Genomic DNA, 20,028 nt, shown 5'->3' with positions numbered 1-20,028 from the left:
TGCCCGAGTAAGCAAAAAAAGTATAAGTGCTGATGAGAAGCGTTTTTTAGAGGAAGTTTTATAATATTTTCACAGAAAATCAACGATGAGCAAAGGAATTACGAGCCGTGAGACAGATTACTCCCAGTGGTATAACGAACTTGTGGTAAAAGCTGATCTCGCCGAACATTCGGCCGTGCGTGGCTGCATGGTGATCAAACCCTACGGCTATGCGATATGGGAGAAGATGCAGGCAGCACTCGATAAAATGTTCAAAGATACGGGACATAGCAACGCCTATTTCCCGTTGTTTATCCCGAAGTCGTTTTTCTCCAAGGAAGCTTCCCATGTGGAAGGTTTTGCAACGGAGTGTGCAGTGGTAACCCACTACCGGCTGAAGAACGATGGCAACGGCCAGATTGTTGTGGATGAAGCGGCTAAGCTGGAAGAGGAGCTGATTGTGCGGCCAACATCCGAAACCATTATATGGAATACGTACCGCGGGTGGATCGAATCGTACCGCGACCTGCCTATTTTGGTGAACCAGTGGGCCAACGTGGTACGGTGGGAGATGCGCACGCGGCTGTTTCTGCGCACGGCGGAGTTCCTGTGGCAGGAGGGGCATACAGCCCATGCCACTGAAGAAGAGGCCGTAGCCGAAGCGAACAAGATGCTGGAAGTGTATGCCGATTTTGCGGAAAACTGGATGGCACTGCCGGTGGTTCGTGGCCGGAAAAGCGAGAATGAGCGGTTTGCAGGGGCGCTGGATACGCTATGTATCGAAGCATTGATGCAGGATGGGAAGGCATTGCAGGCGGGTACATCACATTTCTTGGGGCAGAATTTCGCGAAAGCATTCGACGTGAAATTCACCTCAAAGGAGGGAAAGCTGGATTACGTGTGGGCTACCTCATGGGGTGTTTCCACTCGGCTGCTCGGTGCACTCATCATGGCGCACTCCGACGACCAGGGCCTGGTGTTGCCGCCACAGCTGGCCCCCATCCAGGTAGTCATTGTACCGATTTATAAACAAGATGCAGAAAAACAGGCCATCGGTGATCTCGCAGACCGTGTGATGACTGAACTGAAGGCCAAAGGCGTATCCGTCAAGTATGACGACCGCGACACACAGCGGCCGGGCTTTAAGTTTGCCGAGTGGGAGTTGAAGGGTGTTCCCGTACGCATCGCTATAGGTGCCCGTGATATGGAGAATGGCACCGTGGAGCTGGCGAGGCGGGATACGCAGCACAAGGAGACCGTTGCCCAATCGGGACTGGCAGACCGTGTGGAACGGCTCTTGGCCGATATGCAACGCGATATCTATGCAAAAGCATTGGCATTCCGTGATTCGCATACGGTAGAGGTGGATTCATACGACGAATTTAAGGCGGTGCTTGATGGTCCGGGAGGATTTGTGTCGGCCCATTGGGATGGAACAGTGGAAACGGAGCAGCTCATCAAAGAAGAAACAAAGGCGACAATCCGCTGTATTCCGCTAAACAACAAGCAGGAAGCGGGAGTGTGTATCCGTACAGGCAAACCTTCTGCGCAGCGCGTGCTGTTTGCCAAAGCATACTAAATAGTAAGGATTGATTATATAGCTCCAATGGGATGGATATATTGATTGTCGGTTGTGGCTGGGTGGGTACTTATATGGCTACCGAGCTGGTGAAATCGGGGCACCGCATTTGGGCGACATGCACGTCAGCCGAAAAGGCGGGGCGGCTGGCGGCCCTTGGGCTGGAAGCACGGGTTGTCGATTTCGACAAGGGTGAGGTGCCCCCCGGGTTGGGGCGGCAGGCGTTCGACCTGGCAATCATCAGCGTGCCCATAACGCATAAAGATAGTGTCGAAACGATACACCGGCGTTTCGCGGGATTGGTGGCTTTCCTCGGTGGATTGTCGTTCCGGCAGGCGTTCTTTTTCGGCTCGGTGGGCATCTATCCCAAGGTGAGTGCCATAATCGGTGAGGACACCTTTCCGGATGTGGAGCTGGAACCGAAACTATTGTCGGGTGAACAGACACTACGGGCGGCCTACCCCGGGTTGAACATACTGCGGTTGGGTGGACTGTTTGGCTTCGAACGGGTAATGGCAAAGCATTTTGTTGGTAAGGTCTGCGAAATTGGCTACCAGACAGCCAATTTTGTGCACGTGGTGGATATCCACGGCATCGTCTTGGCGATGATTGCGGCGGAATCGCGCGGAAAAACCTACAACGTGGTTTGCCCGGAGCATCCGTTGAAAAAAGATGTGATTGCGGCGTCCGCGGCGAAATACGGCTATGGCATGCCCGCAGCTTTCTCGGAAACCGACCACACCGCTAAGGTAGTGTCGCCGGAACGGTTGATCGCTGACTTGGGTTATCGGTTTGAGTACCGTTCGCCATTGGAGTTCTAAATAAACAACGGGGTATTTGCTCCGTTTGTTTATTGAGGGCATTTGCTTACATTTTATATGCTGCCCTAGATAAACTTGCTTTTATATGCAAGTTTATCTAAGTTTGTGATAGGGAGACCTTGATTGTTTATTTCAATTGAGGCCGCTATCTTACCTTTCAAAAGCCGCGTGGCGGAATGATTGAATCATGAAAATTCTGGATACTATGGGATATAAATTTGCAACGAAGGCCATTCATGCGGGACAGCAGCCTGACCCGACAACCGGTGCAGTGATGACACCGATATACCAGACGTCGACCTATTGGCAGGTCGCGCCGGGCAATCACCAGGGTTATGAATACTCGCGCGGGACAAACCCTACCCGCAAAGCACTGGAAGACTGCATTGCGGCGTTGGAGAATGGTACCTACGGATTGGCGTTCTCGAGTGGTATGGCTGCTACCGAAACTGTGCTCAAGCTGCTTAGACCGGGTGATGAGGTAATCACCGGAGACGACCTCTACGGCGGCTCTTACCGTATCTTCACGAAAGTATTTGAACATTATGGTATTAAGTTCCACTTCGTGGATACCGCCGATCCGGAGCGTATCGCCGAAAAAATAAACGGCAATACCCGCTTAATTTGGGTGGAAACACCGACAAACCCCACACTGAAATTGGCCGATATCGAGGCAATAAGCCGCATAGCTAAAGAAGCCGACGTCCTTTTTGCGGTAGATAATACGTTTGCGTCGCCGTACCTGCAAAATCCGTTGGATTTGGGGGCAGACATCGTTATGCACTCAGTGACCAAATACATCGGGGGGCACTCTGATGTGGTGATGGGCGCATTGGTGGTGAATGACAAGGCGCTGTATGACGAACTGTTTTTTTACTACAACGCATGTGGTGGTACACCGGGGCCACAAGACAGTTTCCTGGTGTTGCGGGGTATTAAAACCCTGCACTTGCGTATGAAGGCGCACTGCGAGAACGGCCGGAAGGTAGCCGAGTACCTCAAGGGCCACGGAAAGGTTGCGAAAATCTATTGGCCCGGATTTGAAGACCACCCCGGGCATGCTGTCGCCAAAAGGCAGATGCGCGACTTCGGTGGGATGGTTTCCATTGTGTTGAAGGATGCTGGGCTGCATGAGACATTCAAAGTCGCTTCCTCGTTCAAGGTGTTTACACTGGCAGAGTCATTGGGTGGCGTGGAGTCGTTGATTAACCATCCGGCTACCATGACGCACGGCTCCATACCGAAAGAAGTGCGGGAGCGGGTAGGGGTGGTAGACAACCTGATCCGGATCAGCGTGGGTGTGGAAGATATCGATGACCTATTGGCCGATCTGGAGCAGGCGCTTTCGGCCGGTTAACGAATGAACAACAGTAGATTTGATGAACTCACTGAAAGACTTTCTCGACCGGAAAGTGGATGAATACAACCGCCCCGAATTTATCGACGGCGACCCGATATGTATCCCGCATCGGTTCACCCGTAAGCAGGACATCGAGATCATGGGTTTTTTCGCCGCGGTACTGGCGTGGGGTCAGCGGAAAACCATCATCAATAAGTGTATGGAGCTTATCGACAGGATGGACGGTGAGCCTTTTGATTTCGTAACCGGCCATAGTGAACTCGATCTGAAGCAACTGGAGGGGTTCAAGCACCGCACGTTTAACGATACCGATTTGCTGTATTTCGTCCGTTTTTTCCGTGACCACTATAGCCGTGACCTTTCCTTGGAAACGGCGTTTGTGCCTGCCGGTGCGCAGTCCGAATTCAGAAGCGAGTACCTGGATGATTTTATGGCGGGGGCCGGTGACGCGTCACTGTCGTCACCGGCATGCTATCTCGGCAAGCTGCACGGCAATGGCAGGGAGGTGGACATGACCTCTACATTGAATCATTTCCAGAGCTACTTCTTTTCCCTGCCCGAGCATCCGGCACGTACACGTAAGCACATCAGCTCGCCAGCCCGGAATTCGGCATGCAAGCGGTTGAATATGTTTCTGCGTTGGATGGTGCGGCGGGATAACTGCGGCGTTGACTTCGGTTTATGGAACCAATTCAAGCCATCGCAGCTCGTGTGTCCATGCGACGTCCATGTGGAGCGGGTGGCACGTAAGTTGGGCCTGATTCAACGCAAGCAATCCGATTGGAAGACCGCGTGTGAGCTTACCGATAACCTTCGGCGGCTCGATGCCACCGATCCGGTGAAGTATGATTTCGCGTTATTTGGACTGGGGGTGGCCGGTGAACTCTAGCCATGATGAATGCTTTTTTTGCCTACCTTTGCTCCTTTAGTTCGTGAGTCGATTGAATATGAAGAAAATTAAAATTTCAACCATTGTATCCATTATTCTGGGTTTGTTCGTGGTCCTGCTGATTGTCAGCCCAGACACGAAAGCATGGGTTAGTCGCGGACTGATGAAAATCGGCCTGTTTAAACCTGACCTGGAACGGATCGCAGCCGATAATGGCGATGTCGCTGCGGAAGAAACAACGGACGCGATACCGTCTAAACCGTCGGTGTTTTTCGCGGATGGCGACGGGAACCGGATCGATGCAGCTAACCAAGAGGGTAAAGTGGTGTTTATCAACTTCTGGGCTACGTGGTGTCCGCCCTGTATCGCAGAAATGCCATCTATCGATAAATTGTACCAACAGTATAAAGATAACGATAACATCGTATTCGTGATGGCTGATGTGGATAGCCAGTATGAGAAGTCCAAGCAATTCATGATAGACCGCAATCTGAACCTCCCGGTCCATGTGCCTGCCGGTGATATTCCCGGCCACTGGTTGAGTAGTGCTATCCCCACCACGGTGATACTGGATAAGCGGGGGGAGATTGCGGCACGACACGAGGGTATGGCGGATTACAGCCGGCCGGAGGTGGCTGATTTCATCGATTCGCTTATTGCTGAATGAGTATCAAAGGGAGTTGATGAGTGCCCAATACCGGAAACCCAACACGGCCCGTTGGACCTTCGACAGTTTTGCGGGATCCTTGCCCGCGTAGCGTGGCAATAGTTTATTGTTGAGTTTGACCACTAGTTTGAACAATTCTTTTTTCATGTTCGGCGTATTTCTATTGACCGGTAGTCATCACAATAGCAGCAATTATTTTGTAATTTTGCCTGTCCATTATTGGTCCTATGCATAGATACCATTAAACTTAGGCAAAGTTGTGGCGATATGCAAGTGATAATTACATAGTATAAAGTAACCTTATATCTCAAAAATAACATGGCCAAAACAAAGAAAGAAGAGAAGAAGCATATCCCGGTTGTCACCCCGTCGTCGCTCCGGTTTTTTGAGACTTACATCAACAATCCTTCACCCACCGGTTTTGAGTGGAAAGGGCAGCGGTTGTGGTTAGACTACCTGAAACCTTATGTAGACGAAACGTTTACCGATGCTTACGGGACCGCTGTGGCTGTTATCAACCCGAAGGCTGATTTTAAAGTGGTCATTGAAGCCCATGCGGACGAAATCTCTTGGTTTGTGAACTACATCACTAAAGACGGTTTGATTTACGTTATCAGAAACGGTGGGTCTGACCACCAGATAGCCCCGTCAAAACGCGTAAATATCCATACGGACAAGGGTACGGTAAAAGCGGTATTCGGGTGGCCCGCCATACACACCAGGTCTGGAGAGAAGGAAGAGAGTCCGACATTGAAGAACATTTTCCTGGACTGTGGCTGCACCAGCAAGGAAGAGGTCGAAGCCCTGGGTATTCATGTCGGTTGTGTGGTGACCTATGAAGACGAATTCATGGTGCTGAACGACCGCTATTACGTAGGCCGTGCGCTCGACAATAGGGCAGGTGGCTTCATGGTGGCGGAGGTGGCCCGATTGCTGAAGGAAAACAAGAAGAAATTGCCCTTCGGCCTGTATATTGTCAATTCGGTGCAGGAGGAGATCGGTCTACGCGGTGCCGAAATGATTGCCCACCGTATAAAGCCCGATTTAGCGATTGTAACCGACGTGACGCACGATACACAGACCCCGATGATTAATAAGGTGACGCAGGGCGACCTCGCATGCGGCAAAGGCCCGGTGGTATCGTATGCGCCTTCTGTACAGATCAATTTCAATAAGCTGTTGGTAGACACGGCGTTAAAATATGGCATCCCATTCCAGCGGCAGGCTTCCTCCCGGTGGACAGGTACGGATACGGATGCGTTTGCCTATTCGAACGAAGGGGTGCCTTCTGTATTGATTTCACTGCCGCTGCGTTATATGCATACCACGGTGGAGATGATCCATAAAGAGGATGTCGACAACGTTATCCGCCTGATTTACGAGACCTTGTTGGCGATAGAATCGGACCACGATTTTAGAACGTTTGCACATTAGCATAAAAATGCCTATCTTATAAGATATGTTGCGTCATACAGGTCAGCGGCGTACTTACAGGCATAACCTTCGGCTGGCTGTACTGCTTTGCCTTGTGGCGGGCTTTGTGAATGCTGCGGGACTACTTGCATTTTCTATTCTTACTACGAATATCACCGGCCATGCGGCCACTATGGCTATCGATGCGGCAAATGGTGATATAACCGCAGTTGCGATTGCGCTGGGCTGGCTATGCCTTTTCCTTGGAGGTGCCATTTTTTCCGGCTGGTACACCAGTTTTATGGGAAAACATAAACGGTACGTTTATACGGTGCCTTTATTTATAGAGTTTACGGTGCTTCTTATCATTGCGTTCCAAGATAGCGCATCTGGCATTGACACTGTCCGGAATAATTACATCGCGTGCAGCCTGCTGTTTGTAATGGGTATGCAGAATGCGCTGGTAACAGTGATCTCAAGGTCGGTAGTCCGGACCACCCATTTGACCGGGATAATGACAGACTTCGGTATCTCGCTATCCAGGGCCATCCGGGCGCAGTTCCGGTTGACAAAGGGATTGCGGCAGCGGATCGTGTTACAAGCCAATATCATTTTATTTTTCCTGATAGGAGGGGTGCTGGGGGCAATTTTCTTCGAGCGGTACCTTTATTATGCCTTTCTGATTCCGGCAGCCCTTATTGTGGCCACTATTTTCTTTGATGTATTCCGGTTGGGGTATCTACGGATAAGGCACCGCTACCAAGGCTTTGGCCGATAAATGATGCAAAATTGTAAATTTCTTTGCACATTTGCGGGTGTGCGTAACGGCACAAGCGTTATATGTAAGCTTCAAATCATGGCAGATAAGAAAGAAAACCAACTGAATATTGAACTCGCTGAAGACATCGCTGAAGGCACCTACTCAAATTTGGCGATCATAACCCACTCAAATACCGAGTTTGTGCTTGATTTTATACGTGTCATGCCGGGGATCCCCAAAGCCAAGGTGAAATCGCGGATTATCCTTACGCCCGAGCACGCCAAGCGCCTGCTCCATGCGCTAGAAGACAATGTGGCCAAATATGAAGTGGCGAACGGTAAAATCGATACCCGAGATGAGCCACCATTCCCTTTGAATTTCGGTGGCCCTACCGCACAAGCCTAAGCTTACGTCTTTGGCGATTTGTTGAAGATCGCGACAATAAATGCAATCGCAGCCAATAAAATAACGATGTTGAATAGTCCTTTGAGTGCATAGAAAAAAACTCCTATCCCCCAGCCGATTAAAAGGACGACAGCTAACGTGAAGAGGAAACTTCTCATTTCTTTTTGATTTTTTAGAAGAAAACACCGAAGTGCCGCTTTTGTTTCGATAATTTTTTTACCGATGAGCTCCCCTTTTGGGGATGGCTTCAACCAAAATGAAGCCATTCGCTGTGCTCATGTGTTTGCTATTTGCTATTTACGGGGTTTACTCAAGCAAGTTTGGCTCATCCTACTCAACAGAAAAACCCCACTTTCGTCGGGCTTCGTTTTGGCTGGCGGGGAAGAGGAGATTCAGTTAGAACACCTTGAGGTAATTTTGAAGGTTGTGGATGAAATCATAAAAGATTCGGACAAAATTTAATAACGTGTCCCGCTGACTACACCCCTAAAATACACTTAAATTCATAAATGTCGATCACCCTGACATTAGGAAAGTCAACGGCTTTCAAGTCGTTAAAGTGCTTGTCGTTCGAAACCAAATAATCTGCGTTTTCGGAAATCGCCAAATCTGCAAACTTGTTGTCGTCTGGATCACTGGTTATCAATTGCCATTTGAAATGAGGTTCGGCAAATGTCGCATTGGCTGCGGAGGTGAGAATACTTAACACAAGTGCAGCGGTGTTACCTGAATACCGGGCAGTGAGCTGTTCTTCGTATTCCATTATGATTTCATTGCGGATAACCCACTCGAAACGTTTGCTTTTAAAAGCTTCATATAGCCAATAAAATTCACTTTGGGGCGGGATGGAAACAAGCAAACAATTGGTATCGATAACTATCCGCATCAACTGTCGCTATTCAGCATTTTTTCGAAATCCTTGTGGGTATACCCTTTTTCAGCAACGACTTTGGCAACTTCCTCCTTTAGCAGTTTATCATAATGCTCAACCAATACATCCCGCAATTCGACGATTTCCTGGTCGGACATGGGGCGATTAAACAGCTTCAATAAGGTAAGTTGTATCTCGTTCAATCCGGTATGTGATTTTAACACGGTGGCCATATCAAATCCTTTCAAACACAAACTTAGATAAAGTTGCACACAAAAGCAACTTTATCGATTTCATGCCAACCATTGAAAAACAACAGTGCTGGCATAATATAAGAAATCATAAGGTAAAATGGACCAAAAGAATAAAAGCCACCCCGATAGGGTGGCTCATAAAATAAAAATCCAATTTGATTGACAATCCGGTTGACTGTCCGCATTGATTTGCCTTGGCGGTGAGGGAGGGATTCGAACCCTCGGTACCGTTTCCAGTACGACAGTTTAGCAAACTGTTCCTTTCGGCCACTCAGGCACCTCACCGGATTTGCGCCTGCAAACGTAATACAAAAAAACGAATTTCGGAAACCTTTGCGGGCCAAAAAAACAATTTCATAACCTTTAATTGGTAGTGCCGGCTACCGACGAATCTGTTTTGGGGGCAGGAACGTTTTTCTTACCCGCCTCGTAGTCGATGCGCACGTGGTAGATACTTTTCAGCATCTCCTTGAATATCTCACTTACGGTGGTGATATCCTTCAACGTAATGTTGCTGTTGATAAACTGCTTCTGATTCATTTTTGACTCGATGATCTTATCGACGACGTCGTTGAGCCCTTGGGCGGTAGGCTCTTTCAGGCTCCGTGATGCAGCCTCGACCGAGTCGGCCATCATCAATACCGCGGTTTCGCGAGAGAAGGGGATAGGCCCCGGGTAATGGAACATGTCCTCGTCTACCAGCTTTTCGGGGAAAGATTTGATGTACGATTGGTAGAAATAGTCTACCCGCGTGGTGCCGTGGTGGGTACGGATGAAGTCGATGATTACCTCCGGGAGCTGATTCTTTTTGGCCAACTCTACACCCTTGGCTACATGTGAGATGATAATCTGGGCGCTTTGCTCAAACGATAAGCTATCGTGCGGATTGTACCCCTTTGTCTGGTTCTCTATAAAATATTGGGGGTTCGACATTTTACCGATGTCGTGGTAGAGCGCGCCGGCACGCACCAGTAATGTATTGCCACCAATCTGGTAGATGGCAGCCTCGGCCAGGTTGGCTACCTGCATGGAGTGTTGGAAGGTGCCCGGGGCTTTGTAGGAAAGCTCGCGCAGCAACTTGGAGTTGCTGTTGGTCAGCTCCATTAACGTGACGTCTGAGATGATGCCAAATACACGCTCGACGGCGTAGATAAGTGGGTAGGCGAGTAGGGTGAGCAATACGCTGAATATAAACGGGGTGAGATCAGACCAATACAGGTTGCTGAACGACCCATTGCGCATCAGTCCCATACCGATATAACCCACCAGATAAGTGGCTAAGATAATGGCCGACGAAATCAGGAATTGTTCCCGCTTTATCAACGTTTTGATGCTGTATATGGCAACCATACCGGTAGAAAACTGCAAGAAAACAAATTCGAAACCATTGGGTACGAAAAATGCGGCCAGCAGTACCATGAGCAAGTGGATGTTTAGCGCTAGCCGGGTGTCGAACAACACGCGCACAATGACCGGAACGATGCAATAGGGGATATAATAGAGGCTGGGTAATTTGATGGTAATAGCCCACGATAAAACCGCCAGCATACCCGTAATGACGATGAGAATGAGGAGGATCAGCCTGTTGTTGTGATAGATATCTTTACGGAAAAGGTACACGAACACAAAAAGCAGCGATACCATCAGCGCTACTACGAGAAACTGCCCCAACAGCAGTAACGTGCGGTTACCGCCGATGCGGGCCTCTTCTTCATAGGCTTTTCTGAGTGATTCTATCTTTTGGAAAGTTTCGTTATTGACGGTGGTCCCGTTCGCCACGATGAGCTCGCCACGTTGTACCATACCGCGCGTGGTGGAGATTGTCGCTAACGCATCCCCTTCCAGTTTGGAGGTGAGCGATTCGTTGAACAGATGATTCACCTGGATATAGTCGCCGAGCACATCAGCCAGCCAGTCCTTCTGCTTGATGGCCGACCGCCTTCCGATTGCTTTTTTGATGTGTTCCAATGCAGTTTCGGTAGTAAATACACTCGCCGTATTTACCTGCTTGGCTATATTATCCGTAAGCAGTGTGAAATTGTAGTTCGTGCGGTCGCCCTGGAATTTGTTGTTGAGCGCAATCACGCCCCGTTTATAGATTTCTGCCAGCAACTGCTTGCCCGCTTGTTCATAAGCGGCCATATTCTCATCGAGCGTATCCAACCCGCCCGCTTGCCACTTCTCCGGTAAGTCGGCCTCGAACCGGGAGAGTTCCTGCTCGGCTACCTGTGGCTGGTGATTGTAAACAGGGTGTACCGACCGCAGTACACTTTCTCTGTCTTTATCAAGTTCGGCTTGGGTTTTCAGTATGGCAAAGTTATACGGCGATACCAAATCCTCATGCATCCACACCTTGCCTTTCTCATACTCATACCTGAACCGAGGCTGCTTTGGTAAAAGCATGGCAATCAGAACGATACTGGTTAGTATCATCCCATACTTTAATACGTAAGAGTAATTTCCCTTGGTGTCGGTTGATTTATATCTGATTTTTAACCTCGCCACATCCAATGTATTTATACAGGGTCAACAATCCAGTGCGTATGCAGCAAAGGTAGCAAAACGAGGCTAAAAGCCATCAACGCCGGCCGGATAGTTTTTAATAATAAGATAAAATATGGGTAATGATAGGTTATCAATCGAAGGGTACCTTTCCTAACAGAATAAAAATTGGTATATCATGACAACATCAAACATCGAAATCACGGACAGCGCCTATCTGATTACATTGGCCAAATCTGAATTTGATTACAAGCAAGTTAGACAGTTATTGAATATCCTATTTGCGGGACGTCTGCTTGATGCGAAGGCACATCCCCGGCTTTCCCAAACAGCCGGGCCCCGTTCGTACGAGTTGGCTGAACGTTTCGACTCCCTTGCTGACAAATAAAATGGAAATGGCACCTTCCTTGGTAAGGAATCGTGAGCAATTCGCTATCTTTGCGGAAAAGAAGCAATATGTCCAAACGTAAGCACCTCGTTGCACCGTCCGTATTATCGGCAGATTTCGCCCATCTCTATGACGATATAGCAATGGTCAATCAAAGTGAGGCGGATTGGTTCCATGTGGATATCATGGATGGGGTTTTCGTACCCAATATTTCGTTTGGATTCCCGGTGCTCGCATCCATTGCACATTATGCCAAGAAGCCGCTCGATGTACACTTGATGATCGTAGAACCCGATCGGTATATCGAGCAGTTCCAAGCAATCGGCGCCGACAACATCACCGTTCATGCGGAAGCCTGTACACACCTGAACCGTACCGTGCAATCTATCCAAGAGTTAGGGTGCACCGCTGGCGTGGCAATCAATCCGGGTACGCCCGTGTCGCATTTGTATGAGGTTGTGGAGGATGTGGACCTGGTGCTCATCATGTCGGTCAACCCGGGATTTGGGGGGCAGAATTTTATCGAATCGACTTATCGGAAAATAATGGAGTTGCGTGAGATGGCAGCCGGTCGCAACGACAGCCTGCTCATCGAGGTGGATGGTGGCGTGAGCAGCCACAATGCATTGGCCCTCCTTAAAGCCGGTGCTGACATACTGGTGGCAGGCAATGCGGTCTTTTCCGCAAAAAACCCGACGCAGGCCATCGCGGAACTTAAGAAAATCTCCCCAGACCTGATTTCGGTGTGACTCACCGGGTGGTGGAACAGTTGAGTTGTTTGGAATATTTCCAAATTGGTTGCCCGGCCGGGCGGCCTTAGAGATGCGGTCTTTTTTTTGTAAATTCGCAACAAATTTAGAAATAGCGGTATTTCATAGCCCGCTGTTGCTGCTTATGTTATTTTTAAAATATTATTAGATAGATGGCATTTGATATTGATATGATTAAGAAGGTCTATTCGCAATACGGCGAACGGATTGCCGCTGCCCGTAAGGTGGTGGATAGGCCTCTGACCCTGACTGAGAAAATTTTATACGCCCACCTGTGGGACGGCGCCGCCGCCCAGGCATACGAGCGTGGCGAATCTTATGTGGATTTTGCCCCCGACCGCGTAGCGATGCAAGACGCAACGGCCCAAATGGCGCTGTTGCAGTTCATGCAGGCCGGAAGGCCCCGCGTGGCAGTGCCTTCTACAGTGCATTGTGACCATTTAATCCGCGCCAAGGAAGGGGCGGAGAAGGACTTGGAAGTGGCGACTACCGAAAGCCGGGAGGTGTTTGATTTCCTCGCTTCCGTATCCAATAAATACGGTATCGGTTTCTGGAAACCCGGTGCGGGCATCATCCACCAAGTGGTGTTGGAGAACTATGCATTCCCGGGCGGGATGATGATCGGTACCGATTCGCACACTGTCAATGCCGGAGGTTTGGGTATGCTTGCCATCGGAGTAGGCGGTGCGGATGCGTGCGACGTGATGGCCGGATTGCCTTGGGAGCTCAAGTTTCCGAAATTGATCGGCATCAAGTTGACCGGTAAGCTCAACGGCTGGACGGCACCCAAAGACGTCATCCTGAAGGTAGCGGGTATCCTCACGGTAAAAGGGGGGACGGGATGTGTAGTTGAATATTTCGGCGAAGGTGCTCGGTCGATGTCGTGCACGGGTAAAGGTACTATCTGTAACATGGGAGCAGAGATAGGTGCTACCACGTCGACCTTCGGTTATGACGAGTCGATGGAGCGCTACCTGCGGGCAACCAACCGTGCGGATGTGGCCGATGCGGCCAACGCTATCAGGGAACATCTCACGGCAGACCCCGAGGTGTATGCCGATCCGGAACGCTATTTCGATCAGGTGATTGAAATCAACCTGTCTGAATTGGAGCCACACCTGAACGGCCCTTTCACACCCGACTTGGCCACGCCGGTATCAAAGATGAAAGAGGAAGCCGCCAAGAACGGCTGGCCATTGAAGGTAGAATGGGGGCTCATCGGCTCATGTACAAACTCTTCTTATGAAGACCTCTCGCGTGCAGCATCCATCGCTAAGCAGGCGGTAGACAAAGGGTTGGCAACAAAAGCCGAATTCGGAATCAATCCTGGCTCGGAGCAGGTGCGTTATACTGCCGACCGGGATGGCTTACTCGAAACATTCACCGATCTGGATGCAACGATATTCACCAACGCGTGCGGACCCTGTATCGGTATGTGGGCACGTGTGGGTGCAGAAAAAGCAGAAAAGAACACCATCGTCCATTCGTTCAACCGTAATTTTGCGAAAAGGGCAGATGGTAATCCCAATACGTATGCGTTCGTAGCGTCGCCTGAACTGGTGGCGGCTATTGCGATTGCGGGTGACTTATCTTTCAACCCGATAACCGACACGCTGATCAACGACCGCGGTGAGGCGGTGAAATTGGATCCGCCGGCGGGCGACGAGCTTCCGAAGAAAGGATTTGACGTAGAAGATCCGGGATACCAGGCGCCTGCGGCAGATGGAAAGAAGGTTGAAGTCGTGGTCTCCCCGACGTCAGACCGCTTGCAGCTGCTCGACCCATTCCCTGCGTGGGAAGGGACCGACTTAACCGGGTTGAAGCTGCTCATCAAGGCTAAAGGTAAATGTACCACCGACCATATTTCGATGGCCGGCCCATGGCTGAAGTATCGTGGACACCTCGATAATATTTCCAATAATTTACTCATCGGAGCAGTCAACTTCTTTAATGAGAAAACAGACTCGGTGAAAAATCAACTGACAGGTGCGTATGGGCCGGTTCCGGCCACACAACGGAGCTATAAGGCCGCCGGTATTGGTACGATCGTCGTGGGTGACGAGAACTATGGCGAAGGGTCATCGCGTGAACACGCTGCCATGGAGCCACGCCACCTGGGGGTCCGTGCGGTGTTGGTCAAATCGTTTGCGCGTATCCACGAGACCAACCTGAAGAAACAAGGTATGCTTGCCCTGACTTTTGCCGACAAGGCCGATTACGATAAAATTCAGGAAGATGATACACTCGATATCCTGGGACTTACCGAGTTTGCACCCGACACACCGCTGACGGTGGTTGCACACCACGCTGACGGTACCGCAGACCATATATTGGTAAACCACAGTTACAACGCCCAGCAGATCGAATGGTTCAAAGCCGGCGGTGCGCTGAATATCATACGCCAAGGCGAGGCGATCGGGTAACCACCTTCTAACTAAACTAAGCAACGGCCGCCCGTGGAATACCGCTGGGCGGCCTTTTTGATGCCATTCTTTTTGTTTTGTGAATAAAAGCAACTTTTGCTAAGTTTGTTGTTTGGCATGCCTATATTGAATTTAAACAAAGCGCAACGGCGCAAACTGAGCATTTTCGCGAAATGTGTCATTTTTTCTTTTTTAGCGTGGGCGCTGTTTGCCATATCCAGTAATTACGTGTATACCGTCAAAGCGGGAATGCAATACGTGAATGCACCGGACAATAGAGCGTTCCACCCATTGCAGTCTGACACAGTGAGTGTACAGTTAGAGGCCACAGGGTGGCAACTGCTTTTCGCAACATTCCAATCGTCTACACCAACGATACAGGTCGACTTGAGTGGGCTCCGCAACCGGAATTGGGTGGTGTTTACAAGCCAGTTGGGTTTTGTGAATCGGCAGTTCCCAGCCAACAAGCGGGTGGTTTCCGTATCGCCGGATACCCTGTATTTCGATTTTTCTAAACAGACGGAGCGGAAAGTGCCGGTAAAGGCGTTGCATCGCTTACAATTCAAGAAACAATACGCAATTATCGACGAGTTGAGCATATCGCCTGAATACGTCACCATTACCGGTCCGTTAGAGGATGTGGTGCAAATCGAAGAGTGGGAAACAGACACCATCCGTGCATCGAATGTAGACAACAGTATACGCACTATTGCATACCTGAAGCATAATCAACGTGCAAATATCAATGTGTATCCAACTTCTGTTGAAGTTGACATCCCCGTGGGGGAGGTAACCGAAAAGATATTGGAAGTGCCATTGAAGGTCGAGAACGGCAATCAGTTCAGTTCGGTGAAGTTACTTCCCGGTAAGGTACAGCTCACGGTTATGGTGTCGTTGCGAGATTTTACCAAAGTGACCGCAGGCACATTTGAAGCGGTGGTCAACATGGACGATTGGGTGGATAATGATATCAAGAACCTGCCGGTTATCATCACCCGGATACCCGAGTTTTGTAAGCTCGTCAAAGTCGAGCCACAGAATGTTGATTTTTTCGTTAGGCGGTAGTAGTAAATTTAAAATGGAACATAGATGCCAATAAAGGTAGGGATAACCGGAGGGATCGGTAGTGGCAAGTCTACAGTGTGCCAGATATTCAGTACTTTGGGGATACCCGTTTTTGATGCTGATAGTGAAACCAAACGGTTAATGATCACCCACAAGGGATTGGTTGCCGCAATACGGGCGGAGTTTGGCGAAGAGGCATACTACCATGATGGCACGTTAAACCGGGGTTATCTGGCGAGCCAAGTGTTCAATGACGGGCAACGCCTCGAGAAACTGAACAAACTGGTACACCCCGTGGCCATACAGGCAGGGGAAGAATGGGCCCGCCGGCAAGAAGGGCCCTATTCCATTAAGGAGGCCGCATTGCTCTTCGAGAGCGGCTCATTTGAGCTGAACGACTACACGGTGCTTGTGACCGCCCCCGAGGCTGTACGGGTCGGGCGGGTAGTGCAACGCGATGGGATAACCGCTGAACAAGTGCGCGCACGTATACAACGGCAATGGACCGATGAGAAAAAAGCACGGCTTGCGGATTTTATAATCATCAACGATGGTAAGCAAGCCCTCATTCCGCAGGTATTGGAGCTGGACCGTTTTTTTCGCACTAAGCAGTCATAATGGGAGCTATTCTGCCTGATTTCATTGTCCAGCGTGCTGAGGGTTACTACTGCCGTTACGGTGACTTTTTCATCGACCCTATACTGCCCGTGCACCGGGCAGTGATAACCCACGCCCATGCCGACCATGCGAGCCGTGGCCAGCATACCGTTTACGCTACGGCGCCAACGGTGGCTTTTATGCGGTTTCGTTACCGTGGCGAAGCTGGTCATGCCTTTGTGGAAACCCCTTATCATCAACAGTTTTCACTGGGTGGGGTGGTACTCCGCTTCATACCTGCGGGCCATATGCTAGGATCGGCACAGATAGTGATGGCCTACGGGGAAACCACTTATTTGTTTACGGGCGATTACAAGTTGCAGCACGACGACACATGTGAACCGCTTGAAACCTTACGGGCGGACGTGCTGATTACAGAAAGCACGTTTGCCGACCCGAAGGTATCACATCCCGACCCGGTGGCAGAAATATCGAAGATTAATGGCATACCACATCATGTCCTGATCGGAACCTATGCATTGGGAAAAGCGCAGCGGCTCACCTCGTTGTTGAATAGGATCTGCCCGGACAGGCGGGTATTTGTACATCATGGTATATTACCGTTCCACCGCCTATATACTGCAATGGGGGTATCTCATTTACGCTATGAACCCTATAATCGCCGGGCATTGAAAAATAGCCTAAACCATCATGTTTACCTAGTCCCACCGATGGCATTCAATAGTTACTACAGGGCAACCCCGTTTGTTCGTGTGTTTGCATCGGGGTGGGAGCACCTGCAACGTAATAACGATTTATCGCTCTATATTTCCGACCATGTGGATTGGAACGATATTCTGGACTATGTAGGCCGCGTATCACCCCGCGAAATCTGGACGGTGCACGGCGATGGACGGCATTTGGCAAGTTTTTTCGCGGGGGTGATCCCCGTAAGACGGATTTTGGACCAACAGCAAGTTATACCGTAGGTGGTTGTGGTTAGGTGCCCAACCAAAGGAACATCAAGGCAGCAAGTCCGCCGCCAACCAGTGGCCCGACGATGGGTACCCATGCATATCGTGCATCAAACCCAGCTTTGCCTTTTATAGGCAACAGCGCATGTACAATGCGTGGGCCAAGGTCGCGTGCCGGATTGATGGCGTAGCCCGTGGTCCCACCCAAAGCCAGGCCAATTACCCACACGACGAACGCCACCGGGATGGCACCCAGTGAGCCGAGTCCGATTGGTGTGGTGCTGTCGCTGCCCAGCTCTGCATCGGTAAAGTAAAAGACGGCAAACAAAAGTACAAACGTACCCACAATTTCACTGAGTAGGTTAATAGGGAGGTTGCGGATGGCGGGAGCTGTGCAGAAAACAGCCTGTTTTGCCCCAGCATCGGCCGTACCTTTGAAATGGTCCTTGTATAGTAGCCACACCGTGAACGAGCCTACCATTGCACCAATGAACTGCGCGAGTATATAGTCCAACGCTTCAACACCACCGATATTGCCGGCCACATACATGGCAAAGGTAACTGCTGGGTTGAGGTGGGCCCCGCTATACGGGCCTGCGATTACCACACCCACAAAGACAGCCAATGCCCATGCGGTGGTAATGACAATCCATCCGCTATTGTGCCCTTTGGTACCGTGGAGGACGACGTTGGCCACAACCCCGCCCCCGAGCAGGATAAGAAAAGCTGTGCCGATGAATTCTGCGATGAATGGGGTCATTTTTCTTCTTTTACTTTTGTGTTTTAACTACTTGCGTTTTTACGGCCGAAGCCTGAACTTATGCCTATTTGAAGGTTTGTGCCGTTTCCACAGCCCGGTGCCAGCTTTTCAAAGCCGAACCGTGGTCGTATGCCATATCCGGTTCGAACGTCTTATCAATCTGCCACTGGTTCTGGATTTCATCCGGATGTTTCCACAAGCCAACCGCCAATCCGGCTAGATAGGCCGCCCCGATGGCCGTTGTTTCGGTAATTTGCGGTCTTACCACTTCTGTCTGCAAGATATCCGCCTGGAACTGGAGCAATAAGTTGTTCGCTGTGGCCCCCCCATCTACCCGGAGCTCTTTGATTTCCGTGCCTGCATCGGCCTCCATGGCACGGAGGATGTCGACGGTTTGGAATGCAATCCCTTCAAGCGCTGCCCGCGCGATATGGGCAGCTGTACTGCCCCGTGTCAGCCCTACAATGGTGCCCCTTGCGTAGGGATCCCAGTGGGGGGCACCTAAGCCGGCGAAGGCCGGGACGAGGTACACCCCGCCGGTATCCGCTACTTTTGATGCCAGTTCTTCGACGTCGGATGACTTGCGTATGATACCCAGCCCGTCACGTAGCCATTGCACGATGGCCCCACCGATGAAGATGCTCCCTTCGAGGGCATAACTCACCTTATCGCCCAGCTGCCAAGCAATAGTAGTCACTAAATTATTGCTTGATAGGACAGGCTTATCACCAATGTTCATCAACATGAAGCAGCCCGTACCATACGTGTTCTTGACCATTCCGGGTTTGGTACACAGTTGCCCGAAGAGGGCTGCCTGTTGATCACCCGCGATACCGGCAATAGGGATGCGGGCGGCAAGGATGTTGGCCGCTGTTGTGCCATATATTTCGGAAGAACTCCGGACTTCAGGCAGCATACTCTTAGGTACATCGAATAGTTTCAGGAGCTCCTCGTCCCATTGGAGCGTATGGATGTTGAATAGCATCGTACGCGATGCATTGGTAGCGTCGGTGACATGCTTTTCGCCGCCAGTGAGATTCCATACCAGCCAAGAGTCTACGGTGCCGAAAGCTAATTCGCCTCTTTCCGCTTTTTCACGTGCCCCCTCAACATGGTCGAGGAGCCAGTTGATTTTACTGGCAGAGAAATAAGCATCGATCAATAAGCCTGTTTTTTCCCGGATGGTCTCGCCGTGACCCTTTTCTTTCAGCTCGTCGCAGTATCCGGCCGTCCGTCGGTCTTGCCAAACGATAGCCGAATGGATGGGGCGGCCTGTTGCGCGGTCCCAGATAATGGTAGTCTCGCGCTGATTGGTGATACCGATAGCTGCTATCGAATCGGCGCGAAGGCCTGCTTTAGCTACGGCTTCGGTGGCAACCGATAGTTGGCTGGACCAGATTTCTTGGGCGTCGTGTTCCACCCAGCCCGATTGTGGATAATACTGTTTGAATTCTTTCTGTGCAACGGCGATCACTTGGCCCTCTTTGTCGAAAATAATTGCCCGTGAGCTTGTAGTCCCTTGGTCTAACGATAAGATATATTGGTTCATCA

Annotated in this window: 21 protein-coding genes and 1 tRNA gene; 14 read left to right on the top strand and 8 right to left on the bottom strand. The window is 50.3% G+C overall.

The features are described 5' to 3' along the window. Positions 1 to 85 precede the first annotated feature (85 nt). From proS to NGM62_RS02395, 5 genes are all read left to right on the top strand, one after another. Positions 86 to 1,558, top strand: coding sequence for a proline--tRNA ligase (proS, locus tag NGM62_RS02415; RefSeq protein WP_262245596.1), 1,473 nt, complete (start codon positions 86 to 88; stop codon positions 1,556 to 1,558). Positions 1,559 to 1,590: 32 nt separating this feature from the next. Next, positions 1,591 to 2,379 carry a GDP-L-fucose synthase gene (locus tag NGM62_RS02410; protein WP_262245595.1) on the top strand — a complete coding sequence of 263 codons (789 nt, stop codon included), beginning with the start codon at positions 1,591 to 1,593 and terminating at the stop codon, positions 2,377 to 2,379. Positions 2,380 to 2,584: 205 nt separating this feature from the next. After that, positions 2,585 to 3,736 carry a cystathionine gamma-synthase gene (locus tag NGM62_RS02405; RefSeq protein ID WP_262245594.1) on the top strand — a complete coding sequence of 384 codons (1,152 nt, stop codon included), beginning with the start codon at positions 2,585 to 2,587 and terminating at the stop codon, positions 3,734 to 3,736. Between the two features lie 22 nt (positions 3,737 to 3,758). Further along, positions 3,759 to 4,628, top strand: coding sequence for a TIGR02757 family protein (locus tag NGM62_RS02400; RefSeq protein ID WP_262245593.1), 870 nt, complete (start codon positions 3,759 to 3,761; stop codon positions 4,626 to 4,628). Between the two features lie 58 nt (positions 4,629 to 4,686). Then, on the top strand, positions 4,687 to 5,295 hold the full coding sequence (locus NGM62_RS02395; RefSeq protein WP_262245592.1) for a TlpA family protein disulfide reductase: 609 nt from the start codon (positions 4,687 to 4,689) through the stop codon (positions 5,293 to 5,295). 3 nt (positions 5,296 to 5,298) lie between these two features. Here NGM62_RS02395 and NGM62_RS02390 read toward each other — a convergent pair whose 3' ends face one another. Continuing rightward, on the bottom strand, positions 5,299 to 5,442 hold the full coding sequence (locus NGM62_RS02390) for a hypothetical protein (protein ID WP_262245591.1): 144 nt from the start codon (positions 5,440 to 5,442) through the stop codon (positions 5,299 to 5,301). Positions 5,443 to 5,613: 171 nt separating this feature from the next. Between NGM62_RS02390 and NGM62_RS02385 the strand changes: the two genes are divergently transcribed. The 3 genes from NGM62_RS02385 (at position 5,614) to NGM62_RS02375 (ending at position 7,873) form a co-directional block, all read left to right on the top strand. Then, positions 5,614 to 6,729: a M42 family metallopeptidase gene (locus tag NGM62_RS02385; RefSeq protein ID WP_262245590.1), complete on the top strand. Its 1,116-nt coding sequence runs from the start codon at positions 5,614 to 5,616 to the stop codon at positions 6,727 to 6,729. A gap of 25 nt (positions 6,730 to 6,754) precedes the next feature. Beyond that, a complete protein-coding gene (locus NGM62_RS02380; protein ID WP_262245589.1) occupies positions 6,755 to 7,486 on the top strand; it encodes a YoaK family protein in 732 nt (243 codons plus the stop codon). A gap of 78 nt (positions 7,487 to 7,564) precedes the next feature. Next, the gene (locus tag NGM62_RS02375) at positions 7,565 to 7,873 is read left to right on the top strand and encodes a DUF3467 domain-containing protein (RefSeq protein ID WP_262245588.1); all 309 of its coding nucleotides are present in this window, start codon (positions 7,565 to 7,567) and stop codon (positions 7,871 to 7,873) included. Between the two features lie 2 nt (positions 7,874 to 7,875). Here NGM62_RS02375 and NGM62_RS02370 read toward each other — a convergent pair whose 3' ends face one another. From NGM62_RS02370 to NGM62_RS02350, 5 genes are all read right to left on the bottom strand, one after another. Next, positions 7,876 to 8,139 carry a DUF5670 family protein gene (locus NGM62_RS02370; RefSeq protein ID WP_262245587.1) on the bottom strand — a complete coding sequence of 88 codons (264 nt, stop codon included), beginning with the start codon at positions 8,137 to 8,139 and terminating at the stop codon, positions 7,876 to 7,878. Positions 8,140 to 8,351: 212 nt separating this feature from the next. Next, positions 8,352 to 8,759 carry a putative toxin-antitoxin system toxin component, PIN family gene (locus NGM62_RS02365; protein ID WP_262245586.1) on the bottom strand — a complete coding sequence of 136 codons (408 nt, stop codon included), beginning with the start codon at positions 8,757 to 8,759 and terminating at the stop codon, positions 8,352 to 8,354. Next, a complete protein-coding gene (locus NGM62_RS02360) occupies positions 8,759 to 8,977 on the bottom strand; it encodes a hypothetical protein (RefSeq protein ID WP_262245585.1) in 219 nt (72 codons plus the stop codon). Before NGM62_RS02360 ends, NGM62_RS02365 begins: the two co-directional genes overlap by 1 nt. Positions 8,978 to 9,193: 216 nt before the next feature. Next, positions 9,194 to 9,283: transfer RNA gene (locus NGM62_RS02355), tRNA-Ser, on the bottom strand. Positions 9,284 to 9,361: 78 nt separating this feature from the next. After that, positions 9,362 to 11,431 (bottom strand): HD family phosphohydrolase, encoded by a 2,070-nt coding sequence (locus NGM62_RS02350; RefSeq protein WP_262245584.1) that lies wholly within the window; start codon positions 11,429 to 11,431, stop codon positions 9,362 to 9,364. 247 nt (positions 11,432 to 11,678) lie between these two features. On the opposite strand from NGM62_RS02350, the gene NGM62_RS02345 reads away from it, so the two are divergent. The 6 genes from NGM62_RS02345 (at position 11,679) to NGM62_RS02320 (ending at position 17,732) form a co-directional block, all read left to right on the top strand. Then, positions 11,679 to 11,888 (top strand): hypothetical protein, encoded by a 210-nt coding sequence (locus NGM62_RS02345; protein WP_262245583.1) that lies wholly within the window; start codon positions 11,679 to 11,681, stop codon positions 11,886 to 11,888. Between the two features lie 68 nt (positions 11,889 to 11,956). Next, a complete protein-coding gene (gene rpe, locus NGM62_RS02340; RefSeq protein WP_262245582.1) occupies positions 11,957 to 12,637 on the top strand; it encodes a ribulose-phosphate 3-epimerase in 681 nt (226 codons plus the stop codon). Between the two features lie 173 nt (positions 12,638 to 12,810). Next, entirely contained in the window at positions 12,811 to 15,081 is a 2,271-nt protein-coding gene (locus NGM62_RS02335; protein ID WP_262245581.1) for an aconitate hydratase, read from the top strand. A gap of 117 nt (positions 15,082 to 15,198) precedes the next feature. After that, entirely contained in the window at positions 15,199 to 16,146 is a 948-nt protein-coding gene (locus NGM62_RS02330; protein ID WP_262245580.1) for a CdaR family protein, read from the top strand. Between the two features lie 24 nt (positions 16,147 to 16,170). Further along, positions 16,171 to 16,764 (top strand): dephospho-CoA kinase, encoded by a 594-nt coding sequence (coaE, locus tag NGM62_RS02325; RefSeq protein WP_262245579.1) that lies wholly within the window; start codon positions 16,171 to 16,173, stop codon positions 16,762 to 16,764. Next, the gene (locus NGM62_RS02320; protein ID WP_262245578.1) at positions 16,764 to 17,732 is read left to right on the top strand and encodes an MBL fold metallo-hydrolase; all 969 of its coding nucleotides are present in this window, start codon (positions 16,764 to 16,766) and stop codon (positions 17,730 to 17,732) included. The genes coaE and NGM62_RS02320 overlap by 1 nt, the downstream gene beginning before the upstream one ends. 10 nt (positions 17,733 to 17,742) lie before the next feature. On the opposite strand, the gene NGM62_RS02315 is transcribed toward NGM62_RS02320, so the two are convergent. Both NGM62_RS02315 and glpK read right to left on the bottom strand, forming a co-directional pair. Then, complete coding sequence (locus NGM62_RS02315) at positions 17,743 to 18,477, bottom strand: MIP/aquaporin family protein (RefSeq protein WP_262245577.1); 735 nt, start codon at positions 18,475 to 18,477, stop codon at positions 17,743 to 17,745. Positions 18,478 to 18,541: 64 nt separating this feature from the next. Next, positions 18,542 to 20,026 (bottom strand): glycerol kinase GlpK, encoded by a 1,485-nt coding sequence (glpK, locus tag NGM62_RS02310; RefSeq protein ID WP_262245695.1) that lies wholly within the window; start codon positions 20,024 to 20,026, stop codon positions 18,542 to 18,544. Positions 20,027 to 20,028 lie beyond the last annotated feature (2 nt).

This window comes from Parapedobacter soli, from assembly GCF_025460835.1.
GTDB lineage: Bacteria > Bacteroidota > Bacteroidia > Sphingobacteriales > Sphingobacteriaceae > Parapedobacter > Parapedobacter soli.
Note: the sequence above shows the minus strand (reverse complement) of the source record. Positions and strands in the feature narration are given on the sequence as shown.